The organism is Streptomyces sp. NPDC032721 (assembly GCF_055579625.1).
In genome coordinates this window covers 127,953-153,885 of the sequence record NZ_JBVIMX010000006.1, presented here as the reverse complement: position 1 = coordinate 153,885, position 25,933 = coordinate 127,953, and the positions used below count along the sequence as shown (strand labels likewise).

Annotated in this window: 21 protein-coding genes; 12 read left to right on the top strand and 9 right to left on the bottom strand. The window is 72.4% G+C overall.

The genetic code is table 11. The features are described from left to right. Positions 1-66: 66 nt before the first annotated feature. On the top strand, positions 67-426 hold the full coding sequence (locus tag ACZ5PB_RS14850) for an arsenate reductase family protein (RefSeq protein WP_468691141.1): 360 nt from the start codon (positions 67-69) through the stop codon (positions 424-426). 4 nt (positions 427-430) lie between these two features. Here ACZ5PB_RS14850 and ACZ5PB_RS14845 read toward each other — a convergent pair whose 3' ends face one another. After that, positions 431-1,366 (bottom strand): Gfo/Idh/MocA family protein, encoded by a 936-nt coding sequence (locus ACZ5PB_RS14845; RefSeq protein WP_468691139.1) that lies wholly within the window; start codon positions 1,364-1,366, stop codon positions 431-433. Between the two features lie 785 nt (positions 1,367-2,151). Here ACZ5PB_RS14845 and glnII point away from each other — a divergent pair. From glnII to ACZ5PB_RS14805, 8 genes are all read left to right on the top strand, one after another. Continuing rightward, the gene (gene glnII, locus ACZ5PB_RS14840) at positions 2,152-3,171 is read left to right on the top strand and encodes a glutamine synthetase (RefSeq protein WP_468691138.1); all 1,020 of its coding nucleotides are present in this window, start codon (positions 2,152-2,154) and stop codon (positions 3,169-3,171) included. A gap of 127 nt (positions 3,172-3,298) precedes the next feature. Next, a complete protein-coding gene (locus ACZ5PB_RS14835) occupies positions 3,299-4,246 on the top strand; it encodes a DUF6891 domain-containing protein (protein ID WP_468691136.1) in 948 nt (315 codons plus the stop codon). An 86-nt stretch (positions 4,247-4,332) separates the two neighbouring features. After that, positions 4,333-4,455: a hypothetical protein gene (locus ACZ5PB_RS14830; protein WP_468691135.1), complete on the top strand. Its 123-nt coding sequence runs from the start codon at positions 4,333-4,335 to the stop codon at positions 4,453-4,455. A 145-nt stretch (positions 4,456-4,600) separates the two neighbouring features. After that, positions 4,601-5,284 (top strand): winged helix-turn-helix domain-containing protein, encoded by a 684-nt coding sequence (locus ACZ5PB_RS14825; protein ID WP_468691133.1) that lies wholly within the window; start codon positions 4,601-4,603, stop codon positions 5,282-5,284. A gap of 183 nt (positions 5,285-5,467) precedes the next feature. Then, on the top strand, positions 5,468-6,736 hold the full coding sequence (locus tag ACZ5PB_RS14820) for a sensor histidine kinase (protein WP_468691131.1): 1,269 nt from the start codon (positions 5,468-5,470) through the stop codon (positions 6,734-6,736). After that, on the top strand, positions 6,721-7,365 hold the full coding sequence (locus ACZ5PB_RS14815) for a LuxR C-terminal-related transcriptional regulator (RefSeq protein WP_389246505.1): 645 nt from the start codon (positions 6,721-6,723) through the stop codon (positions 7,363-7,365). The genes ACZ5PB_RS14820 and ACZ5PB_RS14815 overlap by 16 nt, the downstream gene beginning before the upstream one ends. 141 nt (positions 7,366-7,506) lie before the next feature. Continuing rightward, the gene (locus tag ACZ5PB_RS14810; protein WP_468691129.1) at positions 7,507-8,289 is read left to right on the top strand and encodes a trypsin-like serine peptidase; all 783 of its coding nucleotides are present in this window, start codon (positions 7,507-7,509) and stop codon (positions 8,287-8,289) included. A 129-nt stretch (positions 8,290-8,418) separates the two neighbouring features. Beyond that, positions 8,419-9,846 (top strand): DUF1996 domain-containing protein, encoded by a 1,428-nt coding sequence (locus tag ACZ5PB_RS14805; protein ID WP_468691127.1) that lies wholly within the window; start codon positions 8,419-8,421, stop codon positions 9,844-9,846. Here the strand turns inward: ACZ5PB_RS14805 and ACZ5PB_RS14800 are convergent. Further along, positions 9,831-10,295: a hypothetical protein gene (locus ACZ5PB_RS14800; RefSeq protein WP_468691125.1), complete on the bottom strand. Its 465-nt coding sequence runs from the start codon at positions 10,293-10,295 to the stop codon at positions 9,831-9,833. The two genes, ACZ5PB_RS14805 and ACZ5PB_RS14800, sit on opposite strands and share 16 nt — an antisense overlap. A gap of 81 nt (positions 10,296-10,376) precedes the next feature. On the opposite strand from ACZ5PB_RS14800, the gene ACZ5PB_RS14795 reads away from it, so the two are divergent. Together ACZ5PB_RS14795 and ACZ5PB_RS14790 are read left to right on the top strand one after the other, a co-directional pair. Further along, positions 10,377-10,973 (top strand): rhomboid-like protein, encoded by a 597-nt coding sequence (locus ACZ5PB_RS14795; protein ID WP_468691123.1) that lies wholly within the window; start codon positions 10,377-10,379, stop codon positions 10,971-10,973. A gap of 117 nt (positions 10,974-11,090) precedes the next feature. Further along, positions 11,091-11,909: a tyrosine-protein phosphatase gene (locus ACZ5PB_RS14790; RefSeq protein ID WP_468691121.1), complete on the top strand. Its 819-nt coding sequence runs from the start codon at positions 11,091-11,093 to the stop codon at positions 11,907-11,909. A 16-nt stretch (positions 11,910-11,925) separates the two neighbouring features. On the opposite strand, the gene ACZ5PB_RS14785 is transcribed toward ACZ5PB_RS14790, so the two are convergent. Continuing rightward, positions 11,926-12,453, bottom strand: coding sequence for a GNAT family N-acetyltransferase (locus tag ACZ5PB_RS14785; protein WP_468691118.1), 528 nt, complete (start codon positions 12,451-12,453; stop codon positions 11,926-11,928). 54 nt (positions 12,454-12,507) lie between these two features. Between ACZ5PB_RS14785 and ACZ5PB_RS14780 the strand changes: the two genes are divergently transcribed. Further along, complete coding sequence (locus tag ACZ5PB_RS14780; RefSeq protein WP_468691116.1) at positions 12,508-13,245, top strand: DUF4230 domain-containing protein; 738 nt, start codon at positions 12,508-12,510, stop codon at positions 13,243-13,245. A gap of 83 nt (positions 13,246-13,328) precedes the next feature. Here the strand turns inward: ACZ5PB_RS14780 and ACZ5PB_RS14775 are convergent, their stop codons facing one another. The 6 genes from ACZ5PB_RS14775 to pulA form a co-directional block, all read right to left on the bottom strand. Then, positions 13,329-14,057, bottom strand: a complete 729-nt coding sequence (locus ACZ5PB_RS14775) for a TetR/AcrR family transcriptional regulator (RefSeq protein WP_468691114.1) — start codon at positions 14,055-14,057, stop codon at positions 13,329-13,331. A gap of 83 nt (positions 14,058-14,140) precedes the next feature. Further along, on the bottom strand, positions 14,141-15,280 hold the full coding sequence (locus tag ACZ5PB_RS14770) for a PDR/VanB family oxidoreductase (protein ID WP_468691111.1): 1,140 nt from the start codon (positions 15,278-15,280) through the stop codon (positions 14,141-14,143). Positions 15,281-15,283: 3 nt separating this feature from the next. Beyond that, positions 15,284-16,198: a metal-dependent hydrolase gene (locus ACZ5PB_RS14765; protein WP_468691109.1), complete on the bottom strand. Its 915-nt coding sequence runs from the start codon at positions 16,196-16,198 to the stop codon at positions 15,284-15,286. Between the two features lie 121 nt (positions 16,199-16,319). Beyond that, positions 16,320-18,362, bottom strand: coding sequence for a hypothetical protein (locus ACZ5PB_RS14760; RefSeq protein WP_468691107.1), 2,043 nt, complete (start codon positions 18,360-18,362; stop codon positions 16,320-16,322). 76 nt (positions 18,363-18,438) lie between these two features. Beyond that, the gene (locus tag ACZ5PB_RS14755) at positions 18,439-20,499 is read right to left on the bottom strand and encodes an ATP-binding protein (RefSeq protein WP_468691105.1); all 2,061 of its coding nucleotides are present in this window, start codon (positions 20,497-20,499) and stop codon (positions 18,439-18,441) included. A 121-nt stretch (positions 20,500-20,620) separates the two neighbouring features. Further along, a complete protein-coding gene (gene pulA, locus ACZ5PB_RS14750; RefSeq protein ID WP_468691539.1) occupies positions 20,621-25,900 on the bottom strand; it encodes a pullulanase-type alpha-1,6-glucosidase in 5,280 nt (1,759 codons plus the stop codon). Positions 25,901-25,933: the final 33 nt, after the last annotated feature.

Below are 25,933 nucleotides of genomic sequence, written 5' to 3'. Positions count from 1 at the left end.
CAATCGCCGCTGGCCAGGCGGCATTTGGCGGGGGTTCGGGGTGGGGTGGGAGGTACCGTTGGGGGCATGGAGATCTGGATCAATCCCGCGTGTTCGAAGTGCCGTTCCGCAGTGCGGCTGCTCGACGAGGAGGGTGCCGATTACACGGTCCGGCGCTACCTCGACGACGTACCGGACGAGGCGGAGATCCGGGCGGTGCTCGGGCGGCTGGGCCTGGAGCCGTGGGACATCACGCGCACCGGTGAGGCCGAGGCGAAGGAACTGGGCGTGCGGGAGTGGGCGCGGGACGCGGATGCGCGGGAGCGGTGGATCTCGGCGCTCGCCGCGCATCCGAAGCTGATCCAGCGGCCGATCATCACGGCGGACGACGGCAGTGCGGTGATCGGGCGTACGGAGGAGGCGGTACGGGACGCGCTGGGGCGCTGAACCGTCAGGAGAGCTGCTTGTCCTGGGCGGCCTGGGCGGCCAGGGCGGCCAGGGCGGTGTCCGCGTCCGCCAGGATCTCGGTGACGCGCAGGCCGAAGCGGGCGTCGCAGGGGTGCGGGGTGCCGGTGCGGATGGACTCCAGGAGGGCGCCGATCGCGGTGCCGAAGGAGTCGACGGCCTCGCCCCAGGTGCCGGGGAGGGACTGGACGCCGGCCGTGCCGCGCAGTTCGATGCCGACGCCGGACGCCTCGCGCGGGGCACTCAGGCTGAGGGTGGCGGTGCTGGAGGCGCCGGAGGTGTGGCGCAGGGCGAGGTGGACGGTGTCGCCGGGGCCGTCGGCCGCGGAGAGGCGGGTCACGTCGCCCAGCACGGGCAGGAGCACGGAGAGCGCGTGCGGGCCGACGTCCCACAGCCCGCCCTTCTCGCCGCGCCACGGGGAGGCGGCGTACGGGCTGTCGGAACCGGCCGAGAAGAGGGCGCCCAGCCAGTGCGCATGGGCGGTGAACCAGCCGTCGGTGGCGGTCTGTTCGGCGATCCAGGGGGCCGTGCCCGCGGCGAAGCGCAGGGTGAAGAAGACGACGGAGGAGACTCCGGCGGCCTCGACGGCGTCCGCGACCTCGCGGGCACCGTCGACGGTGGTGGCCACCGGCTTGTCGAGGAGCAGGTGACAGCCGGCCCGTGCGGCGCGGACGGCCAGGGATGCCTGGATGTCCGGGGGCAGCGCGACGGCGACCGCGTCGCAGGCGGCGAACAGGGCGTCGACGTCGTCGTACGCGGTGGTGGAGTGCGCCTCGGCGAGGGCGGCGGCGGCCTCGGGGCGGCGGCCCCACACGCCGGTGAAGTCGACGTCGGGGTGGGCGGAGAGGGCGGGGGCGTGGGTGCGGGCGGCCCAGGGGCCGGTGCCGAGGAGGCCGATGCGGGTGGTGTGGGTGGAGGTCATACGGACCAGTCTGCCTGGCGCGCCGGAGCGGGGGCGGGGGTCCGCTGCGCGGGCTTCTCCCCTCCCCGCCCCTTCCCGAACTGGGGCGCTGCCCCAGACCCCGGCCCGTACGGCCCGGGCGGGGGTGGGTGGGCCGCCGGCCCTCGGGGTGGGGCAGAGGTGGCGAGCCCGGCCACCGCCGGTGGCCATGTGCGGGTGTGTGCGTGGCTGGCCGCGCAGTTCCCCGCGCCCCTGAAGTACTCGTAGTTACGGGCGCAGGGAACTGAGCGGCGCTGGGCACGAGTGGTTGCCTTTGGGGGCGCGGGGAACTGCGCGAGCAACCACCCACCGGCCCGCACATCCCCACCCCTGGCCCCGCGGAGCGGTTTAGGGAAGGGGCGGGGAGGGGCACCTGCCCGCCGCAGGCGCGACACCGCCCAACACTCCCAGCGCCACGCGGCGGCAGCCGCAAATCCAGCACAGCGGGAAGGGGCGGGGAGGGGCACCCTCCGGCCCGCCGCAGGCGCGACACCGCCCCACCAGCCAGCGCCGCGCGGCCGCGGCCGCAGATCCCGTGCAGCAGGGAGGGGCGCCCGTCACGCGGGCATGAAGTCCGTTGCGATGTACGTCACGTGCCCCCGGTGCCCCGGTAACACGGGGTTCACAAACGGGCAACGGACGGGAAATGCCCGGTTGCCAGGCTGCCGACCATCACCGCAGCAGCACGGGGCGCACCGCCCCGCCACCGCCGCACCGGTGGCACACCGCACCCCGCAGCCGCGTAGAACCCGTAAAGGATGGCGTCCGTGACGTTCAAGGCCGAGTACATCTGGATCGACGGCACCGAGCCGACCGCCAAGCTCCGCTCCAAGACGAAGATCCTCGCCGACGGCGCCCCACTGCCGGTCTGGGGCTTCGACGGGTCCAGCACGAACCAGGCCGTGGGGCACGCCTCGGACCTCGTGCTGAACCCGGTGTTCTCCTGCCCGGACCCGATCCGGGGCGGTGACGACATCCTCGTCATGTGCGAGGTGCTGAACATCGACATGACGCCGCACTCCTCCAACACCCGCGCCGAACTCCGCCCGCTGGCCGAGCAGTTCGCCGCGCAGGAGCCGATCTTCGGCATCGAGCAGGAGTACACCTTCTTCGAGGGCGAGCGGCCGCTCGGGTTCCCGGCGGGTGGCTTCCCGGCCGCGCAGGGCGGTTACTACTGCGGTGTCGGCGCCGACGAGATCTTCGGGCGCGAGATCGTCGAGAAGCACCTCGACCACTGCCTGACGGCGGGCCTCGGCATTTCCGGGATCAACGCGGAGGTCATGCCGGGCCAGTGGGAGTTCCAGGTGGGTCCGCTGGCCCCGCTGGAGGTCTCCGACCAGCTGTGGATCGCCCGCTGGCTGCTCTACCGCACCGCCGAGGACTTCGGGGTGTCGGCCACCCTGGACCCCAAGCCCGTCAAGGGCGACTGGAACGGCGCCGGTGCGCACACCAACTTCTCCACGAAGGCGATGCGCGAGGGGTACGACGCGATCATCACGGCGTGCGAGTCGCTGGGCGAGGGTTCCAAGCCGATGGACCACGTCAAGAACTACGGCGCGGGCATCGACGACCGGCTGACCGGTCTGCACGAGACCGCCCCGTGGAACGAGTACAGCTACGGCGTCTCCGACCGCGGCGCGTCCGTGCGCATCCCCTGGCAGGTGGCCCAGGAGAAGAAGGGCTACATCGAGGACCGGCGTCCGAACGCCAACGTCGACCCGTACGTCGTCACCCGGCTGATGGTCGAGACGTGCTGCACCGCGCTGGAGAAGGCCGGGCAGGTCTGAGTCCTGCGGCGAGCACAGTGGTTCGGGGCAGGGGCGGTCGCGCGGTTCGTGCGCGGCCGCCCTTGCCGCGTTCTCCCTGCCGCGTTCTCCCCGCCGCGTTGTCAGTGGCGTGTGCCAGGGTGAAACCATGTCCGACAACAACTCCGGGGTCCTTGAGATCTCCGTGGAGAACGAACTCGGCGAGCCGGTGGTCCGCCCCACCCTCGCCGAACTGACCGCGCTCGTGCACCGCATCGGCGGGGACGACGACCACTTCCTGGTGGTGAGCCGCCTCCCGGTCGACGAGCAGCGGTACATCCAGGTGTGGCACGACGCGGGCGGGGCCTATGACTTGGAGCACCGCGCGGGCGGCCCCGAGGAGCACTACGTGACCGAGGTCGCGGACCCGGGGACGGTGCTGCGGGCGATGCTCGCCTGGGTGGCCGACGAGGGCAAGGGCTGGGGGGACGGCGCCGGGGCGGGCCTGGAGTGGGAGCGCAACGACCTCCTGCCGCCGCCGCCCGAGGAGGTCGCGGGTCTCGACGACGAGTTGCGCGCCAAGGTGGTCGAGTCCCTGAAGGAGCTGATACGGGGCGGCTACCGCGACCGGCACCAACTGGTGCGCTCCGTCGAGGACATCTACGGGGAGCAGGTGTCCTCGCCCCAGGCCTGGCAGCTCGTGCAGTGGCTCTGGCAGGAGCGGGTCACCGAGCAGGAGGCGTGGGAGGGGACCACGGACCCGGAGCGGCTGACGGCGGCGTTCAAGGCGCTGGACGCGGCGGGCATCCTCGCGCGGGAGGACTTCACCTGCTGCCGTTCCTGCGGCATGAGCGAGATCGGCGCGGAGGCACCCGAGGGCGTCACCCCGCGCGGCTTTGTGTTCTTCCACACGCAGATCACCGCGGCGGCGGCGAACGGCGGCGGACTCACCCTCTACTACGGCGGGTTCGAGCCGAAGCCCGAGCTGACGGCGTCGATCGGCCGGGAGGTCGTGGCAGCACTGGGCGAGGCGGGGCTGTCGACCGAGTGGAACGGGTCACCGGACCAGGCGATCGAGGTGACACCGCTGGACTGGCGCAAGCGGCTGACGGGGTGAGGGGGCCTGCCGGGGCGCGGGGCGCACGGGGGCGCACTGCGGCACGACCCTCCTGCCCGGCCCGTACGTCTGGTCTAATGGGGCCCATGACCGGCTTCCAGAACTCCACCGCTACGGGTCGCTTCGACCTGGAGCCGTTCTGGCCTTCCCGTCAGCACCACGACTTCGACCGGGTCTGTTGTCGCGCGACGAACGCGCGGGCCCTCTAAAGCCGTTCGCCCCGGACCCCGCCGACCTCCTCGGTCGGACCGGTCCCCCGACGACGGCCTTCGGTCCGCGCGCATCCGTAGGAAGCAAGACGCCACCGCGTGACTCTCCGCGGCGGCCTCCTCCGCGCGAAAGAGCTGACCTGCCATGACGAACACCCGTATCCGCACCGTTCCCGCCACTTCCGCCGCAACCGCCGCACAGCGCCGGGCAGTTCACGAACCGTTGCGCCCGACGGCCCACCGCCTGCGGGCCGTCGACCGGGACGAGGTGGCACCGCCGTCCGCCCCGGCCGCCCTCCGCCCGGCGTACGACGTCGCCGACTACCTGCCGCCGGGCGCCACTTGGCTGCCCGCCCCGCAGCACACCCTGCCCGCGCTGCCCGGCCGTCCGGCGATGGTCGGCTACCTGGTCCTCGTACCGGCGGACCAGCAGCAGGGCGTGCCGCCCGTCCTCGTACCGGAAAGGACGCTTCCGGTACGCGCCCCCGAGCCGGTCCGGCAGCAGCCGGTCCGGGCGGAGGCGGAGGCCGGGCTCGACGCCGTGGCCCAGGGGGCCGTGCGGATCGACACCTCGCGCCGGCTCGTCGAGGTGGACGGGCGGACGCTGGACCTGACGTACCTGGAGTTCGAGCTCCTCGCGCACCTGGTCGCCCGCCCGCACCAGGTGCACACCCGCGACCAGCTGGTCACCACCGTCTGGGGCTACGGGCACGTCGGTGACGGCCGTACCGTCGACGTGCACATCGCCAGGCTGCGCCGCAAGCTGGGCGCCGAGCACCGGCGGAGCATCCAGACGGTGCGCCGGGTGGGGTACAAGTACGCGCCCTGACCGGCCGACCCCCGGCGGTGCCTCCCGGCGTACGGGGTCCCCGCGCGGGCGGTGGTGCCAGGTACACCCCCGCTTCGGGTGTGGGGCCCCGTGACCTCGGCAGTCGGCGCGGGTGAGACTGTGCGTGCGGTGAGTGCACGGTTGCCTCGGCGCACAGCGGCGGACCGAGAGGGATCACACACCATGAATGCCACCCAGATACGTGCCTCACTCCTGGCGGGGGCACGCGGGCTCGGGCTGTCGGTCGTCTCGGTCGCCGTCAGCTGCCTCCTGTTCTCCTTGACCCTGGTCTCGCTGGTGCTGATCGTGATCGGGGTGGGTGTCTTCACCACCCCGGTCGTGCTGGACTGGGTGCGCCAGTGGGCCAACCGCCGCCGGCTGCTGGCCGGTACCTGGTCGGACGTACGGATAGCCGTCCCCTACCGGCCGCTGCCGCCGGACGTGCGCAGCGGGATCACCGGTCAGGTGGAGCGGACCTCGCTGATGGTGAAGGACCCGGCGACCTGGCGGGACCTGCAGTGGCTGTTCGTGGACCTGTCGGCGGGTGCGGTCACGGCGCTCGTTCCGGCGCTGCTGCTGTTCTACCCGCTGGAGGGAGTCGTGATGGCGGCCGGGCTGTGGCGGGTGTTCACCCCGCCCGCCGACCCGTACTGGTACACCTTCGTACGGGTCAGCAGCCAGGGCACCGGGCTGATCGCCATGGGCGTCGGCATGGTCATCCTCTTCCTCGGGCTGCGCTACAACCCGGTCGTCCTGCGGGCCCACTTCCGACTCGCCAAGTTCTTCCTGGCCCCGACCGCCGAGGCCACCCTCGCCCAGCGCGTGGAGAAGCTGACCGAGACCCGCCACGACGCCCTCGACACCTCCGCCGCCGAGCTCCGCCGCATCGAGCGCGACCTGCACGACGGTGCGCAGGCCCGGCTGGTGGCCATGGGCATGAACCTGGGCACCATCGAAGCACTGATCGAGAAGGACCCGGCCCAGGCGAAGAAGCTCCTCGGGATGGCCCGCGCGTCGTCCGCCGAGGCGCTGACCGAACTGCGCGACCTGGTGCGCGGCATCCACCCGCCGGTGCTGGCCGAGCGCGGCCTCGGCGACGCGGTGCGGGCGCTGGCACTGCGGCTGCCGGTCGAGACCGAGGTGACCGTGGACCTGCCGGGACGGGCCGAGGCGCCGGTGGAGTCGGCGGCGTACTTCGCGGTGAGCGAGGTACTGACGAACGCGGTCAAGCACGCTCAGGCCGACCGCATCTGGATCGACATCCACCACGCCGAGCGGACGATCCGGATCTCCGTCACCGACAACGGCCGGGGCGGGGCCACCGTCGGAGGGGGATCCGGGCTGACCGGGGTCGAACGCCGACTCGGTACATTCGACGGCGTACTTGCCGTCAGCAGTCCCGCGGGCGGTCCCACCATGGTGACCATGGAGATTCCTTGCGAGTCCTTCTAGCCGAAGACCTCTTTCTGCTCCGCGACGGCCTGGTCAGGATGCTCGAAGCGTTCGACTTCGAGGTCCTGGCCGCCGTCGAGACCGGACCCGAACTCACCAAGGCCTTCGCCGAGCTGGAGCCGGACGTCGCCGTCGTCGACGTCCGGCTCCCGCCGTCCCACACCGACGAGGGCCTCCAGTGCGCGCTGGCGGCGCGGCGGGCCAGACCCGGCCTGCCCGTGCTCGTACTGTCCCAGCACGTCGAGCAGCTGTACGCGCGCGAGCTGCTCGCGGACGGCAACGGCGGCATCGGGTACCTCCTGAAGGACCGGGTGTTCGACGCGGAGCAGTTCATCGACGCGGTACGGCGGGTGGCGGGCGGCGGAACCGCGATGGACCCGCAGGTCATCTCGCAGCTGCTGTCGCGCCGGGCGCAGGACAAGCCGATAGGCCAGCTCACCCCGCGCGAGAAGGAGGTGATGGAGCTGATGGCGCAGGGCCGCTCCAACGCCGCCATCGCCGCCCAGCTGTTCGTCACCGAGCGGGCGGTGGCCAAGCACACCTCCAACATCTTCGGAAAGCTGGACCTTCCGGTGTCGGACGACGACAACCGGCGGGTGCTGGCGGTGCTCGCCTACCTGGACCGGTGACAGTGATCAGTAGCCGGTGACCGGGCCGGGGGCCGGTCGGGGACGACAATCTGCCGAGCCGTGCATAACCTGTGTGCGTCGCGGCGATGGTGGCCGGAAACGGTGGGCAGAGAGAGGTACCCCGACGTGCGTGAACGGTGGATGCCGGCCCCCGTGGCCATGGCCGGAGTAGCGGCGCTGATGGTGCTGACCGCCGGATGCGGCGGGCCGGTGGCCTCGGCGCCCCGGCTGGACCCCGGGGTGTCGCCGACGCCGCAGAAGTCCGCCGCCGTGCTGGACTACCCGCCGTTCATCGGGGTGCTGACCGAGGGCGACGAGCACTGGTGCACGGCGAGCGTCGTGGACAGCCCCAAGGGGAACATCGTGGCGACCGCCGCCCACTGCGTCGGCGAGATCGAGGGGCAGCCCAAGCGGAGCATCTCGTTCGCGCCCGGCTTCTCCGGCCAGGGCAAGGGCAAGCAGCCGTACGGGTCGTGGCGGGTGCGGTCCGTGCAGGTCGACGACCGGTGGCAGGAGCAGGAGGACGACCCGTACGACTTCGCCTTCCTGGCCCTGGAGCCCGACTCCGAGGGGCGCAACGTCCAGGACGTGGTGGGCGCCGCCGGGCTCGACTGGGACTCCGGGCCCGCCCGCCAGGTGACGGTGGTCGGCTACCCGGAGCCCGACCACAACCCGGACAACCGCCCGGTCACCTGCACCACCGACAGCGAGCAGGACGGGGAACTGCCCGGCATGGTGCAGATGCGCTGCGCGGGCTTCTGGAACGGGACCAGCGGCAGCCCCTGGCTCACCGGGTACCGGGGCCCCGACCGCCCCGGGAAGCTCATCGCGGTACTGAGCGGCGGCGACACCGACGCCGAGTCGACGGCCGCTCTCTTCGGGGCTCCGGCGCGGGCGCTTTATCAGCGGGCACTGAAGGCGTGAGCGGGAATTCCGTAATCTTCCGCGAATTGGTGCGTTCCCACGAAATCGTGGGGTGAGTGGGAAACGGTTGAACGCGCCGTTCCCGGCGTGCGTATGGGACTTCGCCCGGAAGAAAGCGAAGGACCCCCCATGGGACACAAGCGTTCGAAATTGGCGAACAGGACGATCGCCGCCACCGCCGCACTGATCCTCGGCGCGGGCGGCACGGTCGCACTGAATGTGTACGCCTCCGCCTCCGAGGAACCGGCCGCGCCCGCCGCGTCGCCGTCCGGACCACGTATGTCGACCATCGACTGCCCCGACGCGGCCAATTCCCTCCCGGACGTTCCGCAAGGCGCGCGGCAGGACGTCGACCGGGAATTGGCGGCGATGGACAGCCGGCTCACCGAGGCGTACCGGAAGTTCGCGGAATCCAAGGAGAACGGCGCGGACCGGGCGGCCCAGGAGGCCGTGCTCGGGCCGCTGAAGGAGGAGCGGGCGGCCTCCCTCGGCCGGATCGGGGACGCCGTGGAACGGCAGCCGGAGGCGGACCGCCCGCAGAACCTCGACGGGCTCGCGTCGTGCACGATGCGGGCCGAGGAGGGCGGGGCGGAAGACGGGGCTGCGAGTGACCCCGGGAACGGCGAGCAGGCCGGGAACGGCGAGCAGGGCGGTAATGGCGAGCAGCCCGGAAACGGGCCCGAGCGGTCCGACTTCGTCGACATCCGTTCCGTACGGCCCAATGTCGCGCAGGTCCGCGAGCGCCGCAGCGCCTCGCGCGGCACCTTCACCACCGCCTGCGGCCGGAACGAGAACGGCAAGTTCAATCCGGACAACGTCATCGTCGCGCCCGGTGTGAGCAATGGCGCGCACCACATGCACGACTACGTCGGAAATCAGGCCACCGATGCCTTTTCCACCGACGACGTACTCGCCTCGGGACGGACCACCTGCCGGAATCCGGGCGACAGGTCCACGTACTACTGGCCCGTGCTCCGCCTCCAGAACGGAAAGGACGAGGCGGATTCCGGCGCGGACGGCGGCGGAAAGGACAAGAACACCGGGGAAATCCAGACCCCGTCCCAGGTCACCCTCAATTTCGTGGGGAATCCGACCGGCCGGGTCGTCGCCATGCCGCGCTTCCTGCGGATCATCACCGGGGACGCGAAGGCATTCACCAACGGCAATGCGAATGCCAATGCGTCCTGGAGCTGCACCGGTTTCGAGAACCGGCAGCTGAAGGACAAGTACCCGATCTGTCCGCGCGGCAGTCAGGTGGTCCGTACGTTCAAGTTCCAGAGCTGCTGGGACGGGTCGAACGCGGACAGCGCCAACCACCGCACGCATGTCGCCTTCGCCCGCTCCAACGGGTCGTGCGACACCGGGTTCCGGCCGATCCCGCAGCTCGTGCAGCGGATCGTGTACGCGGTGCCGCCGGGGCCGGGGTTCGCGGTCGACTCGTTCCCCGAGCAGCTGCACAAGCCGGTGACCGACCACGGTGACTTCATCAACGTCTTCGACGAGAAGCTGATGCGCCGCATGGTGAGCTGCATCAACACCGGTCAGCGCTGCCGGTAGCGCCGGCCCTGGTGCTGGTCATGGCCCTGGTCATGGTGCTGCTCCCCGCTCCCCGAGTGGCCCTCGGCGGTCTGCACGCTGCCGCCCAGCCGGCCGCGCAGCGCCGTGACCACCGCCTGTTCGCCGGAGGCGATCCAGCGGCGGCCGATGAGGTAGCTGCCGCCGTAGTCGTTCGCCGCGTCGAACCACTCCTGCCGTCCCCGGTCGGTGGCGAAGGTGGTGAGGATGTAAGTGCCGCCGTCCGTACGGCAGTTGGCCTGGCGGATCTCGGCGGCGTCCGTTCCGATGTCCGGTACGCAGCCGGCCCTGGCAGCCAGTTCCTCCAGGGTGCCGGTGGCCTCGGGGGCGGGCGGGGGCGTCGGGGGCGTAGGGGACGGGTTCCCGCAGGCGGCGGTCAGGGGCAGGGCCAGCAGGGCCGCCGCGGCTGCCACCGCTGTTCGTACTCGCATCCGGCCCATGGTGGTGCGCGGCGTCGGGTGCGTGCGCCGGATGGCCCTTAACGGCCGTATCTGACACATCCGTTACGCCTCATGCGCGATCATGCCTCCATGCACTTCCCGGACCTTCCCGTACTCGCCCCCGCCTACGTCGGCGGCGTCCAGCTCGGCGCCCATGCCGCCCGCCGCCATCTGTCCGGGGCGGAGCGGGAGGAGTTCCTGCGGGCCTGTTCCACCAATGTGGAGCAGCTCGGCGCGGGGCGCTGGGAGACCCTGCTGACCAGTGCGGTGGTGGTGGAGGAGCCGTTGCCGCTGCCGTACGCACTCCTGTTGCTGGCGGTGCTCGGGTACGCCGAGTACGCGTACGGGGCGTGGTGGGCGGCGGGCGTCTTCCTGGTCGGGCACGCGGGGGCGACGCTGCTGGTGTACGAGGGGCTGCGGGCCACCGGGGCCGACGCCGCGACCCGGTCCGCCGTCGACGTGGGGACCAGCTACGGGTTCAACGCGGTGCTGGGGGCACTGACGGCGGCGCTCCCCCGTGGTCCGCTCCGGTTCGCCGGACGGGCCACCCTGCTGGCCCTCGCCGCCCGGCCGCTGCTCAACAAGGACCGGCCGAGCTTCACGGATGTGGGGCACTTCACCGCCCTCGCCCTGGGGGTCGCGCTGAGCACCGCACTCACCCGGCGCTGACCGGCCGGGACGCGGCTCCGCACCCCCGTGGGCCGGGCGTACCCCGTGCGAGGTCAGGGGCCCCGGGGACGTACCGTGTGGGTGCCCCCCAACACACCACCAGGAGCCCCAGCCGTCATGAGCGCACTCCCCTCCACCAGCGTCGCCAACCTCCGCGACCTCGGCGGCATCCCCCTGTCCGGCGGGCGGACCGTTCGGTCCGGGCTCGTGCTGCGGGCGGCGCAGCTGGACCGGATGGACCCGGCCTCAGACCCGGTCGTCGCCGGGCTCGGCATCGCCACGATCGTCGACTTCCGCAGTGTCGCCGAGCGCGCCGACTACCCGGACCGGGTGCCCGAGGGGGTCCGGATCGTGGTCGCGGACGCGCTCGCCGACACCATCGCCATAGCGGTCAGGGGCGGCGATCCCGACGAGAAGCCGGCCGCCGCCCAGCTCAAGCACATCATGTCCGACCCGGAGATGGCCGAGGAGCACCTCGGCGGCGGGCGGGCGCTGGCACTGTTCGAGGACACCTACCGCGCGCTGGTGTCGTCCGGCTCGGCGGTCGCCGCGTACCGCAGCTTCCTCACCGAGCTGGCCGCGGAGGACGCGGGCCCGCTGCTGTTCCACTGCACGGCGGGCAAGGACCGTACGGGGTGGGCGGCGACCGTCGTGCTGACCCTGCTGGGGGCCGACGCCGAGACGGTCATGGCCGAGTACCTCGCCGTGAACCCGGCCGTCCGGGCCGCCTTCGTACCGCTCATCGAGGGCTTCGTCGCGAAGGGCGGCGACCCCGAGCTCGCGCAGGCGATCATCGGCGTCGAACCGGCGTACCTCACGGCCGCGCTCACCGAGGTGAACGAGAAGTTCGGCTCGATGGAGGCGTACGTACGGGACGGCCTCGGCATCTCCGACGAGGCCGTGGAGCGGATACGGGCCCGGCTCACCCAGGGCTGAGCCGGGCGGAACACCCCTAGGCGGTCAGGGTCTTCTCCAGCAGCGTCACCGCGTAGGAGGGGGCTCCCCCGGGAGCCTCCTTCGCCTTGTTCTCGCCGGTGAAGCGGTAGCCCGCCGCCTCGTAGTACGTCCGCAGGCGCGGGTTGTGCGACACGCAGTCCAGGCGGGCCAGCGCCCGGCCCGACTCCACGATGCGGGCCTCGGCCGCCGCGAGCAGCGCGCGCCCCGTGCCCGCCGGGGCGTGTGCGCGGTCGGTCATCAGCCGGTGGACGTAGCCCGCGACCGGCGGCTGCGGCCCCCAGGCACCCTCGTCCTCCCACCAGAGCTCGTACGCGCCCACCACCGCCCCCTCGTGCACCGCGAGCCACACCTCTCCCTCGCGCATCCGGCGCCGGAAGTGTGCGGCGTCCTTCTGGCCCGGCTTCCACTGGTCGATCCCCTCCTCGGCCATCCACCGCGCCGCTCCGTCGTGGAGGCGTACGAGGTCGGTGAGGTCCGAGTCAGCGGCGGGGCGGAAGGTGAGCCCGGCGGTCGTTTCGATCATGCGCAGAACGATAACTGCCGCGTGAGCGGGGCCTGTCGGGGGAACCCGCCCGGTATGGACCGCACTGATGCACGCAGTGACCGGGAGCAGGATCGCGACGAGCGGGACCTCGGCGAGCGGGATCTCGGCGAACCGCGTCCGGCGGCCCGCCCGCCCCGCCGCCGGATCTCCCTCTGGATCAAGATTCCCGCCGTGCTGCTGGCCCTGGTCGCCGTGCTGCTCGTCGGCACCCGGCTGTTCCTGATCCCCGGCCTCGGCGACCTCTTCGGCAGCGAGACCAAGGACCGCAGCGGGCCGGCCGTGCTGAAGTCCCTTCAGGACATGAGCAGTTACGAGGCCGCCTCCGGCAACTTCCAGGTGGTGGTGGACCTGGAGAAGGACGCCAAGTTCCTCCCGGACGCGATCCGGGGCACCCGTACCCTCTACGTCGGCGCGGGCACGGTCGGCGCGAGCGTCGCCATGGGCGGGCTCGGCAAGGGCGACGTGACGGTGAACGAGGAGCGGACCGCCGCGACCATCCGGCTGCCGCACGCCACCCTCGGCAAACCCGCGCTCGACCCGGACCGTTCGTACGCCGTGTCCAAGCAGCGCGGGCTGCTCGACCGCCTGGGCGACTTCTTCTCCGACAACCCGAACGACGAGCAGGCCGTCCACCGGCTCGCCGCCCAGCACATCGGCGACGCCGCCAAGGAGAGCGGGCTGACCGCCCGGGCCGAGAAGAACACCACGGGCATGCTCCAGGGACTGCTGCGCTCGCTGGGCTTCAAGGACGTGACCGTCACCTACAAATGACCGTGACAGGTGACCGTCACCGACAAGTGACCGTCACCGACAAGCAACCGTCACCCGGCAACCGCCTTTCGCAGCCGCCCCGTTCACTCCGCCGCGCCCCGCTGCCCCGGCACCACCGGCAGCATCGGCCCCAGCACCATGAGCCTCTCGACCAGTTCCCCGAACGGGCCGTCCGCCGGTTCGTCGGCCAGTATCCGCAGCACGATGCCCGCCATCTCCGCGTCGTACGTCGCGCTGACCGCCATCAGCGCGGCGAAGTCGTGGACGAGCTGCATCTCCAGTTCCGCGCGCGGGATCCTGCGCCCGTCGAGCCAGATCAGGGCGGTCGACTCGGCGAGCGACACCCAGGAGCGGACCACCAGCGCCAGCCTGGCCGGGGGTTCGCCGACGCCGAGGTGGTCGAGTATCTGCTCGTACGCGGCCTGCCGCACCTCGTCGATCATGGCGTTGGTCGTCGAGGAGCCGACGGCGGGACCGCCGCGCATCAGCGCGGCGAAGCCGGGGCCGTGTTCGTCGACGAAGCCGAAGAAGCGGCCCATCACCCGCAGCAGCCGCCCGCCCAGGGGGCCTTCGTGCGGTTCGTTGAAGCGGGCGGCGAGCTCGTCGGCGGCCCGCCGCAGGGCGGCCTCGTACAGGCTCTGCTTGCCGGGGAAGTAGTGGTAGACGAGCGGGCGGGAGATCCCGGCGGCCGCGGCTATCTCGTCGATCGAGACCTCATCGGGCGAGCGATGGCTGAACAACTCCAGCGCCACGCCGATCAGTTGCTGCCTGCGCTCTTCGACGCCCATCCTGCGGCGCACCCCGGTCGTCATCGCACCAGCCTAACCGCCCGGCCTGCGAAGAGGACCCCCAGGGCCCGGTCCGGATCTTCCCCGGGCCCCTCCCCCAGCTCTGCCTAGAGGTCGAGGACCAGGCGCTCTCCGGCGGCCCGCGAGACACAGATCAGCAGCGAGTCGCCGCGCTCCGAATCGGTCAGCAGCTCGTCGCGGTGGTCGATCTCGCCCTCGATCACCCGTTGCTGGCAGGTACCGCAAAAGCCCTGCTCACAGGAGTACGAGACATTCTTCACCAGGGGCTTGACCGCCGCCAGGATCGAGGAGTCCGCGGGCACGGTGACCGTTCCGCCCGTCCTGCGCAGCTCCACCTCGAACGCCCCGGAGCCACCGGCGCCCGCGCCCGGCGCGAACCTCTCGACGTGCAACGAACAGTGCCCCGGCAGTGATCCCTCCACCGCCCCCAGGAGCCCCTCCGGCCCGCAGCAGTACACGGCCGCCCCCTCGGGCACCTGTGCCCACAGTGCCGCCAGGTCGGGCAGTCCGTCGGTGTCCTCGGCGACCACGGTCACCCGCCCGGGGCCGCCCAGTTCCTCGATCTCCGCCAGGAACGGCATCGTCGCCCGGCTGCGGCCCGCGTAGAGCAGCTTCCAGTCGGCGCCCGCCGCCTGCGCCCGGCGCAGCATGGGCAGTACGGGGGTGATCCCGATGCCGCCCGCCACGAAGACGTAACTCGCCGACTCCACCAGGGGGAAGCGGTTGCGCGGGCCGCGCACCTCGATCTCCGAGCCCTCGTGGACGCGTGCGTGGAGCTCGGCCGAGCCGCCCCTGCCGTCCGCGATGACCCGGGTGGCGACGGTGTACGAGGCCCGGTCGGCCGGGTCGCCGCACAGCGAGTACTGGCGGACCAGGCCGGAGGGCAGGACCAGGTCGAGGTGGGCGCCGGGCTCCCAGGCGGGCAGGTCGCCCGCGTCCATGGCTTCGAGGTGCAGCCGCACTACGCCGTCGGCCGGTTCGTCCCGGCCGCTGACCAGCATGTGGATCCCGGCGGGCCGGCTGCCGGCGCGGGCGCCGGAACCGGTGCTGGTGCGGCGGCCGGTGCCCGATATCGGCTCCTCCAAGGCGGGCATCGGCCACAGCGGCGACCGGTCGACGCGCTTGCGCAGGGCCCGCCGGGCGAGCAGGGCGAGGGCGGCGGCCGAGGCGGTGAGGGCGACGGTGCGCAGACGGGGTGCGGTGCGCGGGCCGGGGGTGCGGGACATGGTTCAGGAACCTCCGGAGGTACGGGTCTCGGCGGCCCGCGCGGCGGGGGATTGCGCGAGGTAGGCGACGGCCTGGGCGGTGCTGCCCTCCTGGGAGGGGTGGTAACTGCGGCTCAGATAGCGCGGAACGGACCTCGCCATCGCGCCGGGCGACGGGAGCACGCCCTGCTTCCCGCACCGGACCAGGTCGCCCAGGGTGGCCTTGCTGGTGCCGCCCAACGTCGGGTCGTTGGCCATGAAGAAGCGGGAGCCGCGCTGCCACATGAAGACCAGGGCGGTGAACGCGGTCGCCCAGGTGCGGGCCCTTCGCCGGTAGCTGCCGTCGACGTGCTGGAACAGCTCGAAGGCCACCGACCGGTGCTCGACCTCCTCCGCGCCGTGCCAGCGCAGCAGGTCGAGCATCATGGGATCGGCGCCCCTGCGGTCGAGTTCGTCGGCGTTGAGCACCCAGTCGCCGAGGAAGGCGGTGTAGTGCTCGATGGCCGCGATGATCGCGATCCGCTCCAGCAGCCACCACTCGCGGGCCCTGCCGGGCGGCAACGTACGGTCGCCGAGCAGCTTCTCGAAGAGCCAGTCGACCTGGGCGGTGTACGGGGTGGGGTCCAGGCCCTGTTCCCTGAGGTGCGGCAGGACGTCGTCGTGGGCCTGGGAGTGCATCGCCTCCTGGCCGATGAAGCCGATGACGTCCTCGCGGAGCCTGTCGTCCCTGATCAGCGGGAGGGCCTGCTTGTAGACGTGCACGAACCAGCGCTCGCCCGCCGGGAGCAGGAGGTGCAGGACGTTGATGGTGTGGGTGGCGAAGGGGTTGCCGGGGAGCCAGTGGAGCGGCGTGTCCTGCCAGTCGAAGGACACCTGCCGGGCCTTGAGCGGCGTCCACTCCGACGCGACGGGGGCCGGGCCCTGCTGCGTATTAGACATGGCGTCAATGTACTGAGGAGTACGACCTTGGGAACAGGCCCCTGCACGAGGAGATTTGCGACGCCTCTCGCGCAAGGGCCCGGACCGGGGGGCGGTGCCAGTGACGGTGACGGTGACGGTGTCAGTGCAGGGACTCCGCCGTGCCGCCGTCCGTCAGCGTGCCGCTGAGTTCGGCGCGGGCCCCTTCCTTGGCCGGTACGGACATCAGCTGGCCGTCGTCCTTGGCCGTGACGTCACCGGTCACGGCCAGCGAGGCGAACCTGTCGCTGCCCGCGGCGAGCAGATAGGGCTTGCCCGCCCTGGACTTCCACAGCACTCCGGCGAGGACCTTGGCGTCCTTGGCTCCGCAGGCCGCCGTGTCCTCGGACTTGGCGGCGATGGCGCCGGGCGCGCTCTTCCCGCTGCCCGGCGCCTGGAACTGGACCAGGGTCCGGCTGCCGGGGCCGCGCCAGGTCTCGGCCCTGGTGCACACCCACTGCGCGCTGCCGTTGGACTCGGGCAGGGTCTGGGTGGCGTACGGCCAGGAGTTGACGTTGCGCACGCCGTGCGAGCGCAGCGTCGGGAGCAGGCAGCCGGTGCGCGCCCAACTCGTCCTGTCCGCCGTGCTCTTGAGGTCGGCGGGGGCGTCCGGCGGGCCTGCGGTGAGCCGGGCGGGGAGGAGTTCGCCGAGGTCGGTGAGGGTACGGGTGCCGGAGCTGTCGCGCACCTCCATGGCGTCCCAGGTGCGGCAGTCGCGGGCCATCGAGGAGGCCGCGACGGGTGCGGTGACCCCGTCGGCGTCGCGGGCCAGGACGCGCGGGGCGGCGGCCGGGTCGAGGAGGTCGCGGACGGCGACCCGGTCGGCCCAGGGGGCGGTCAGATAGCGGACGTGGGTGGCGGTGCGTGCGACGACGACCGCGTTCGCGGAGGCTTCCCCGGCGTTGTCGGCGCGGGCGAAGTCCAGGGCCCGCGGGCCCTCGCCGCCGTGGGCCGGTTCGGCGTACCTGACCAGCCGGAGCCCGTCGTAGAGCACGGCCACCCGGGCGCCGTCGAGCTTGCCCGCGTACAGCAGCTGCGGGGGTCCCATGGCGGGCCCGGTGGGGGTGCCGGGGGTGGCGGAGACATGGGTGTCCTCGCCGGGGCTCGCCCAGGTCGCCAGGGCGCGGCGCAGCATGTCGTTGTCGTCGGCGAGGGAGCCGCGGACCGGCCAGGCGGAGAAGTCGGTGCGGTCGGAGGTCTTCCAGGCGGCGGCCGGAGCGATGCTCAACTGGGCGGGGTCCAGGGCTCTTTCGGCCGCGGCGGACATGCCGTACAGGGACGCGCCCGCCGACGGCGTGTTGAACCGGTCGGCGGCGACCGTGCCCACCACGAGGGCGGCGAGGACCGCCAGGGCGATCCGGGTGTGCTGGCGGCGGCGCATCAGGTCGGTGGGCCTGGCCTGCAGCGAGCACGGGTCGAACTCGGCGGACTCCAGCAGCGCGGAGGGCTCGACGGTGTCGGCCTCGGCGAGCGCCGGGGCGGTGTCGGCGACCCCGGCGGCGCTCAGCACCCGCCGTACCTCCGCGTCCTGAAGCCCTTCGAGCCCGCGCAGTACGTAGGCGGCGCGGCCGGCCCCGGAGAGGGCGGCCAGCCGCTGGTCGAGGGCGAGTTCGTCGGCGCCGCCCGACTTGGGGAACAGCCGGATGCCCCACACCTGCGGCAGCAGCGGCGGCAGCTGGGCCCGCTTGGGCCAGGCCCTGCGGCGCAGCGGCGGCTCGGCTTCGAGGGCCTGGCGCAGTACCTGCTGCCGTACGAAGGCGTGGCCGCGGTCGCGCTCGGAGGGCTCGCCGGGCCCGGTCCGTCCGTCGGCGCGGCGCGTCAGCGGGATGCCCGCGACGGTCTGCGCGGTGCGCCCGGTCCTGCCGCGCGGCAGGGAGCGCTGCACCAGGGAGTGGGCGGTCAGGACGCGGCGGTGGCGTCCGAGGTGCGGGGGCAGCACGAGGTAGGCGAGGCGGACCAGGCGCGGGTAGTGCTCGACGAGCGCGGCCTCGGCCTGTCCGACGCCGACGGCAACGGTCGGCTCGGCGGCGGCTCCGGACCGGCCGGCTGCGGAGTCCTTCCCGGTGGAGTCGCCGGTGGCGGAGTCGTGGGTGGAGTCGTGGGTGGGCTTGCGGGGGCGGCTGATGACATCCTGTGGGCGTCGCACATTACGCAGAACGAGCGATTGATCCGATGGTCACCCACCACTTTGGCCGCTGCCTGCACCCTTGTTGGGGGCTCTGTTACGGGGCGGTCCCCAACAGGGCCTGTGCCAGGGCGGATTCCTGGTCGGCGGCGCCCTGGGCGAAGGCCGTCTCGTAGGCGGCGTCGCCGATCGCCTCGCGGGCCCGGCGCTCGCACTCCGCGCGCACGGGGGCCAGTTCGGGGGTGCCGCGCTGGGGGTGGCCGACCTGTTCCCAGTAGGACTGTCCGGTGCCGTACGCCCGGGCGGCCCGGATGCCGTCGCCCTGGGCGGCGAGTGCGGCGGCCAGGAGGTCGAGCCCCAGGGCGATGCCGAAGCTGTCGCCGAGCCGGTACTTGGCGTCGATCATGGCGCGGGCGTGGGCGGCGGCCTCGTCGCTGCGGCCCTGGAGGAGGGCGATCAGGGCGAGTTGGTAGTCGGCGTAGGCGCGGGTCCAGATCTCGCCGTTGTCCGCGCAGAGCCGGCTCAGTGCGGTGGCCGCCGCCGTGGCGTCCTCGTACTCCCCCAGGGCGGTCAGCGCGAACACCCGCACCAGGCGGCAGCGGAGCTGCGAGGCGGAGGAGAAGGGGTCGGCGGGGCGGATCTCCAGGCAGCGCTCGGCGACCGTGAGGGCGGCGCGCGGGCGGCCCATCAGCAGGTACGCGACCCCCAGGAGGTAGGCGGCGGCCATCATGCCCTCGGGGTCCTGGGCCCGCCAGGCGGCGACGGCGCACTGCTCGCCGAGCCGACGGGCGCCCTCCAGGTCGCCCTGGACGCAGGCGGCGAACCCGAGGGCCCACAGGGCGCGGGAGCGGTGCGCGGAGGGCATGCCGGGTGCGTCGCCGTGTGCGGCCAGCACCCGTTCGAGATAGCCGCGGGCCTCGTGGAGGTGGCCGCCGCAGGACCAGAAGAAGCCGACGCGAGCGGCCATGGCCATGGCTTCTTCGGGTGCGTGGACGAGCAGGTGGTCGAGGGCGGCGCAGAGGTCGGCGTGGGCGGCGGCGATCCGCCGGTACCAGGCGATCTGCTGGGCGCCGAGCCAGCCCTCGTCGGCGGCGCGGGCCAGTTCGGCGTAGTGGGCGGCGTGCCGGTCGGCGGCGCTCTCGCGCTCCCCGAGTTCGCCGAGCCACATGGCCCCGTACTCGCGCAGGGTGTCCAGCATCCGGCAGGTGCCGTCGGGGGCCCGGCGCACCACGGACTTGCGGACCAGCCCGTGCAGGGCCCGGCCGACGGCGGGCCCGTCGAGCGGTCCGCCCGCGCCGATCGCCTGGGCGTCGGCCTCCGCGAAGTCGCCACGGAACACCGAGAGCCTGGCCCACAGCAGCCGTTCCAGCGGGGTGCACAGCTCGTGGCTCCAGCCGATGGCGGTGCGCAGCGCGCGGTGCCGCTGCGGCCAGATGTCCTCCCGCGCGAGGACGTCGAGCCGGGAGTCGGCACGGCCGGTCAGCCGCCGGGCGACGTCGTGCACGCTGCGGCCGTCGCCGAGCTGCGCGCAGGCCAGTTCCACGGCGAGGGGGATGCCTTCGAGATGGGCGCAGATCGCCTCGACCGCGTCGGAGTCCGGCGGGGTGTCGAGGCTGCCGTCGGGCACCAGGAGCCGCGCCCGGTCAAGGAAGAGGGCGGTGGCCCCGCCCTCGGCCCGGCCGAGCGGCAGCGGGGGCACCTCGACGAGCACCTCGCCGCGTGCGCCGAGCGGCTGGCGGCTGGTGGCGAGGACGGTCAGGTCGGGGACGGTGGTGAGGAGTTCGCCGACCAGGTGGGCGCAGGGGGCGGCGAGCCGTTCGCAGGAGTCGATGACGATGAGCAGCCGTTTGCCCTGGAGGGATTCGCAGAGGGCCTCGGCCGGCATGCGCAGGGTGTGGTCGGCGAAGTCGACGGCGTCGGAGACGGTCGCGACGAGCAGCTGGTCGTCCTGGAGGGGGGCGAGGTCGGCCCACCACACGCCGTCGGGATGCCGTGCGACGGCGTGCCGCGCGGCCCGCAGCGCGAGGCGGCTCTTGCCGACGCCGCCGGGGCCGGTGAGGGTGACGAGACGGTACGTGGCGAGGGCGTGCTCGACACGGGCGAGGTCGGCCCGGCGGCCGACGAAGCTGGTGGTCTCCTCGGGAAGGTTGCCCAACACGGGTTCATTCTGGACTACTTGCCGGGGTCGGCGCCCCGGCGGAGGCGCACCCGGCCGGACGGTCCGGGTGCGCCTCCCGCTCACGAAGGCAGCGAAGGCCGCGATGGCCCTGCCTGCGGGCTCAGGACGCCGTGAAGACCGCGACCGTACGGCCCGGGACCGTGAAGGTGCCCGTGGTGGCGTCGTAGGCGGACTTCTTCACCGTGGCGTCCGCGCCGCCCGCCTGCACCGGGTGCAGTGTGTGGGTGCCGCTCTGCGGCGGGGCGACGGTCTGGCGCTGGGTGGCCGGGGTCGCGTTGATGACGACCGTCAGTCTGCCCGCCCGCATGGTGAGGACGCCGGGCGTCTCCCCCTGCCCGGAGAGCGGGAAGGTCACCTTCGACTGGACCTCCGCCGCCGTCGCCAGCGCGAGGTCGGGCTCCGTGGTGCGGATCTTCAGCAGGTCCCGGTAGGCCGCCGAGGCTCCGTCGATCTCCGCACAGCCCGCCGTGAGCGCCGGATTGGTCAGCAGCGGCTTCCCGTAGGGCCACTTGGGCCGGTTGTCGGCCGCCATCGGCAGCCCCCGCCCGAAGCCGTTGCCGTCGCGGCAGTCCCAGTGGATGGCGTTGAACCAGTCCCCGCTGTCGTAGGAGTTGCGGTCCAGCGACTTGGAGCGCAGCAGGTCCGTGCCCGCCTGGGACAGCGAGGGCCCCTGGGAGAGGACGGCCGTCGCCATGGACAGGACCTGCATACGGGCCCGGTCGGCCGGTGACACGGTGGCGGGCAGCTTGAAGGCGAGCGAGTCGTACAGCGACTCGTTGTCGTGCGCGTCCGCGTAGGCGAGCGCGTCGCCGGGGGCGGCCGCGTATCCCGCCGGGGCCCCGTTGTAGTCGACCTCCGAGCCCTTGACCGTACGGCCGGAACTGTCGGTGAAGGAGTACGAGGCGAGGTTCCCGGTCAGCCCGACCTTGATCAGGTCCTGGTAGTGCAGCAGCCGGGCCCGCTGTTCGGCCGGAGTGCCGTTGCTCTTCGAGGAGTTGGGGTCGGTGAACAGTCCGCTGCCGAAGCCCTGGACGCCCGGGTCCTCGTCGAAGGGGCCGCCGCCGCGCACCGCGTCGCGCGAGCGGTCGGAGAAGGTCGCGATGCCGGTGCCCGCCATGTTCTTCTGGGTGGCCTGCTCGAAGCGGGCGTCGTCGGCGATCTCGCCGAAGTTCCAGCCCTCCCCGTACAGGATGATCGCCTTGCCGTCGACGCCGTCCTTGGCGACGGTCAGCGCGTCCAGCGCCTTGCGCACGGCCAGGATGTTGGCCTTGGGGTGGTGGCCCATCAGGTCGAAGCGGAAGCCGTCGACCTTGTACTCCCTGGCCCAGGTGACCAGGGAGTCCACGACCAGCTTGCCCATCATGGTGTTCTCGGGGGCGGTGTTGGCGCAGCAGGTGGAGGTGGCGACCGAGCCGTCGGGCATCAGCCGCTGGTAGTAGCCGGGCACGATCCGGTCGAGCACGGACTTGTCGCTCTGGCCGGAGGCGACGGTGTGGTTGTAGACGACGTCCATCACGGTCCGCAGCCCGGCGCCGTTGATGCCCTGCACCATCTGCCGGAACTCGACCGTCCGCTTGGTTCCCTCGGGGTCACTCGCGTACGAGCCCTCGGGCACGGTGTAGTGCAGCGGGTCGTACCCCCAGTTGAAGGCGTCCTTCGCGGCCACCTTCCCGACGCACGCCTGCTGCTCCTCGGAGTCGGGCGCCATCTTCGTCAGGTCGCAGGCGGGTGTGGCCTGTTCGGACTTCTTCTCGGGGATGGTGCCGATGTCGAAGACGGGCAGCAGATGGACGTACGAGGTCCCGGCCGAGGCCAGTTGCCGCAGGTGCCGCGATCCCTTGGACTCGCGGTCGGTGAACGCCAGGTACTCCCCCGGGTGCTGGGAGGTGCGGTCGGCGATCGAGAAGTCCCGTACGTGGAGCTCCTGGATCTGGGCGTCCTTGACCGGCTTCGCGGCGGGCTTCTTCAGCGTGCCCCACCCCTTGGGGGCCAGTTTCGGGTCGGTCAGGTCCACGACCAGGCTGCGTGCGGAGTCGGTGGTCAGGGCGGTCGAGTACGGGTCGGTGACCCTGTTCGTCACGACCTTGCGCACGCTGGGCGCCCACACGTCGACGACGTACCGGTACGGCTTGCCCGCCCAGGCGCGCTCGCCGGTCACCGACCAGACGCCGCTGCGGTCGTCGCGCCGCATGGGCACGGTCCGTCCGCCCAGCTCCAGGGCGACCTTGTGGGCGGTCGGCGCCCACACCGACAGGGTGGGCCTGCCGCCCCGGAAGACGGGGCCCAGGGCGGCCTTGGCGGCCTCGGTGCCGTAGGTGGCGTCGAGGACGCCCGGCAGCTGGACGCCGGTGGCTGCCAGCAGGGCGCCGTTGGCGGCGCGCTGGGTGGCGACGAGCTGGCCGCGCAGGGCGGCGTCGATCCGGTCCCGGTCGCGGGCGTCGACGGTGAAGGCCGGATGGTCCTTGAGGTGCGGGTACTTGGCCTTCTGCGCGTCGGTCAGCCGGCCGGGCGTGAGCCGCAGCCAGCGGCCCTCGTCGCTCAGCGCACCGTCGGCGATCCTGATGCCGCCGTCCTTGGCGTACACCAGCTGCTGGCTGGTCGCCTCGGTCGCCTTCACCTTCCACACGACGGTGTCGCGGTCGATCCACTGCGCCTCGGCCTTGGCGAGGTCGAGCGTGCCCGCCCCGCCGGCCTGCGGCAGCACGTACGTGGGCTGTCCGGCGAGCGCCCACACCTCGTTGCCGTAGGTGGCCAGGTCCAGGGACTGGTCGGTGGGCTGATCCTTCTCGTCGCCCTTGTGCAGGATGTAGCTGAGCGAGGTCGCCCCGGCGGCCAGGGGCACTTCGTAGGTGACGCCGAACGCGTCCTTGCGGACCGGCTGGAGGGGCTTGGCCCAGTCGGTCGGGTCCTTGGCGCCGGTCCAGGTGTGCAGGCCCCAGCCGTCGTAGTTCCCGTCGGGGCGCTGGTAGTGGAGGATCGCCTTGGTCTTGTCCTGCGGCGGGTAGGTGCCGTCGGGGGCCTTGGTGAGCTGGCCGTCCTGGCCCTGTTCGACCCAGACCTCACCGGTGACGCCGAGGTCGACGGTGCGGGCGGGGCCTTCGGCGGTGCCGTTCTTCTCGACGGTGTACGGGAAGGTGGTGGCGTCCTCGGGGAGTTTCACCCAGGCGAAGGCGCCGTAGGCGTCGCGTCCGGTGAACTCTCCTGTGCCTGCCGCCGACTTGAGCTGCCAGCCGGTGTAGTCGTTGTCGGCACGCCGGTAGTGGACGACCGCGTGGGTGCGGTCCCCGGCGCGCGGCTTCTCGGGCGGCGGGGTCTGCCCCGCCGTCGTGTCGGCGAGGGCACTGGCCGTGCGTCCGGCACTGTCGACCACGACTGCCTTGTACCGCAGTGCGGTCCCGGCATTCACGTCGGCGCCGAGGAACTGGGTGACCTTGTACGGGGCGTGGTCGGCGGAACCGAGGGTGCGCCAGGGGCCGTTGCCGACCTGGGCGGCGAAGACCACGCGGTTGAGCTGTCCACCGGTCGGGGCGGCCTCGATCTCGACGGTGCCGGTGGCTCCGGCGGCGGGCGCCTTGAGGGTGAGCGCGGGCTTGGACCCCGGGGCACCCAGCGGGTTCTCCGCCCGGAGTACGAGGCTGGAGAGCGCGGGCACGGTGACCTTCACCTTGCCGCCGCTGCCGGCCACCTGGGCGGAACCGCCGTAGACCGTACGGTAGTTGGCGGCGGAGGCCGGGATCTCGACCGTCCGCGCCACGGCCGCGCTGTTGGCGGCCACCAGGTACTCGACCTTGCGCCTGGCGTCCGTACGCGCGAAGGCGTACACGGATCCCTCGCTCAGCCGCTCCTCCTGGACGCCGTCGCGCAGGGCGGGGTGGTCCTTGGTGAGCCTGGAGAGGGCGGCGATGGAGCGGTAGACGGGGTGCGTGGTGTCGTAGGCGTCGCTCGCGTGGGTGCGGTCGGTGCCGAGCTGGTCGTCGTCGAGGTAGTCGGGGACCTTGGAGGCGAAGAGGGTCTGGCGTGAGTCCTTGTCGCCGCCCGCGCCGGTGAAGCCCTGCTCGTCGCCGGAGTAGATCACCGGGTTGCCGCGCCCGAGGAACATCAGCTCGTTGGTGAGCCTGGCACGTTGGACGAGTTCGGCGTCGCTCGCCTTCGGGTTGTCCTGCTTGAGGAAGGTGCCGATGCGGCCCATGTCGTGGTTGCCGGTGAAGGTCACCTGCTCGTACGCGTTGGCCTTGTCGGTGGTGTAGCGGTAGTCGGCGGCGAAGGCCTTGGCGAGCCGGTCGGCGCCCGCGCCCTGGGAGGCGTACCCGCGCAGCGCGTCCTGGACGGGGAAGTCGAGGGTGGCGTCGAGCCTGCCCCGGGTGACGTACGGGGCGGTGGCGGCCGGGTTGGAGTCGTAGACCTCGCCGAACATGAAGAAGTCGTCGCGGCCCCGCTTCTTGGCGTAGGCGTCCAGGGCGGTGGCCCACTGGGTCCAGAAGTCGAGGTCGACGTGTTTGACGGTGTCGATGCGGAATCCGTCGATGTCGAAGTCGCGGACCCACTTCTCGTAGATCCTCGCCATGCCGGAGACGACCTCGGGCCGCTCGGTCCACAGGTCGTCGAGCCCGGAGAAGTCGCCGTACTCGGCGCTCTCGCCCGCGAAGGTCGAGTCGCCCCGGTTGTGGTACATGGTGGGGTCGTTGAGCCAGGCCGGCGTCTTCCTCTCGCCCGCGCGCGGCACGGGTGTGTAGGGGAAGGAGTCGCGGTCGATCTTGGCGCTGCCGGGCTTCGTACGGTCGTCGAAGGGGCGGCCCGAGGAGTCGAGGTAGGGGTACGCGCCCTTGGGGCGGTAGCCGTACTTCTTCTCGGCGAAGTCGACGGTGTCGGCGGTGTGGTTGGTGATGACGTCGAAGAAGACCTTCATGCCCTTGGCGTGGGCCTTGTCGATCAGCGTCTCCAGGTCGGCGTTGGTGCCGAAGTGGGGGTCGACCTGGGTGAAGTCGGTGATCCAGTAGCCGTGGTACCCGGCGGAGGCGTCCTTGCCCGTCCCCTGCACGGGCTTGTTCCTGAAGATGGGCGCCATCCAGATGGCGGTGGTACCGAGGCCCTTGATGTAGTCGAGCTTCTGGGTGAGGCCCTTGAGGTCACCGCCCTGGTAGAAGCCCTTGTCGGTGGGGTCGTAGCCGTGCTCCAACCGCGAACCGGTCAGCCCTCCACGGTCGTTGGAGGCGTCCCCGTTCGCGAACCGGTCCGGCAGGACGAAGTAGAACTGGTCCCGGGTGAGGTCGTGCCGGGCGGGCTCGGCGGCCAGCTTGGCGTCGGACGGCGGCGCGGGGGGCCGGGGCGCCGGGGGCGCGGCGAAGGCGGGCACGGCGGCGGGCGCGAGCGCGGCGCACATCGCCACACTCACGACGCCGACGGCCGCTCTTCG

Coding starts and splice junctions, on each gene's coding strand:
- ACZ5PB_RS14850 (WP_468691141.1), top strand. CDS start 67: ATGGAGATCTGGATCAATCCCGCGTGTTCGAAGTGCCGTTCCGCAGTG.
- ACZ5PB_RS14845 (WP_468691139.1), bottom strand. CDS start 1,366: ATGACCTCCACCCACACCACCCGCATCGGCCTCCTCGGCACCGGCCCC.
- ACZ5PB_RS14835 (WP_468691136.1), top strand. CDS start 3,299: ATGTCCGACAACAACTCCGGGGTCCTTGAGATCTCCGTGGAGAACGAA.
- ACZ5PB_RS14830 (WP_468691135.1), top strand. CDS start 4,333: ATGACCGGCTTCCAGAACTCCACCGCTACGGGTCGCTTCGACCTGGAG.
- ACZ5PB_RS14825 (WP_468691133.1), top strand. CDS start 4,601: ATGACGAACACCCGTATCCGCACCGTTCCCGCCACTTCCGCCGCAACC.
- ACZ5PB_RS14820 (WP_468691131.1), top strand. CDS start 5,468: ATGAATGCCACCCAGATACGTGCCTCACTCCTGGCGGGGGCACGCGGG.
- ACZ5PB_RS14810 (WP_468691129.1), top strand. CDS start 7,507: ATGCCGGCCCCCGTGGCCATGGCCGGAGTAGCGGCGCTGATGGTGCTG.
- ACZ5PB_RS14805 (WP_468691127.1), top strand. CDS start 8,419: ATGGGACACAAGCGTTCGAAATTGGCGAACAGGACGATCGCCGCCACC.
- ACZ5PB_RS14800 (WP_468691125.1), bottom strand. CDS start 10,295: ATGCGAGTACGAACAGCGGTGGCAGCCGCGGCGGCCCTGCTGGCCCTG.
- ACZ5PB_RS14795 (WP_468691123.1), top strand. CDS start 10,377: ATGCGCGATCATGCCTCCATGCACTTCCCGGACCTTCCCGTACTCGCC.
- ACZ5PB_RS14790 (WP_468691121.1), top strand. CDS start 11,091: ATGAGCGCACTCCCCTCCACCAGCGTCGCCAACCTCCGCGACCTCGGC.
- ACZ5PB_RS14785 (WP_468691118.1), bottom strand. CDS start 12,453: ATGATCGAAACGACCGCCGGGCTCACCTTCCGCCCCGCCGCTGACTCG.
- ACZ5PB_RS14780 (WP_468691116.1), top strand. CDS start 12,508: ATGGACCGCACTGATGCACGCAGTGACCGGGAGCAGGATCGCGACGAG.
- ACZ5PB_RS14775 (WP_468691114.1), bottom strand. CDS start 14,057: ATGACGACCGGGGTGCGCCGCAGGATGGGCGTCGAAGAGCGCAGGCAG.
- ACZ5PB_RS14770 (WP_468691111.1), bottom strand. CDS start 15,280: ATGTCCCGCACCCCCGGCCCGCGCACCGCACCCCGTCTGCGCACCGTC.
- ACZ5PB_RS14765 (WP_468691109.1), bottom strand. CDS start 16,198: ATGTCTAATACGCAGCAGGGCCCGGCCCCCGTCGCGTCGGAGTGGACG.
- pulA (WP_468691539.1), bottom strand. CDS start 25,900: ATGTGCGCCGCGCTCGCGCCCGCCGCCGTGCCCGCCTTCGCCGCGCCC.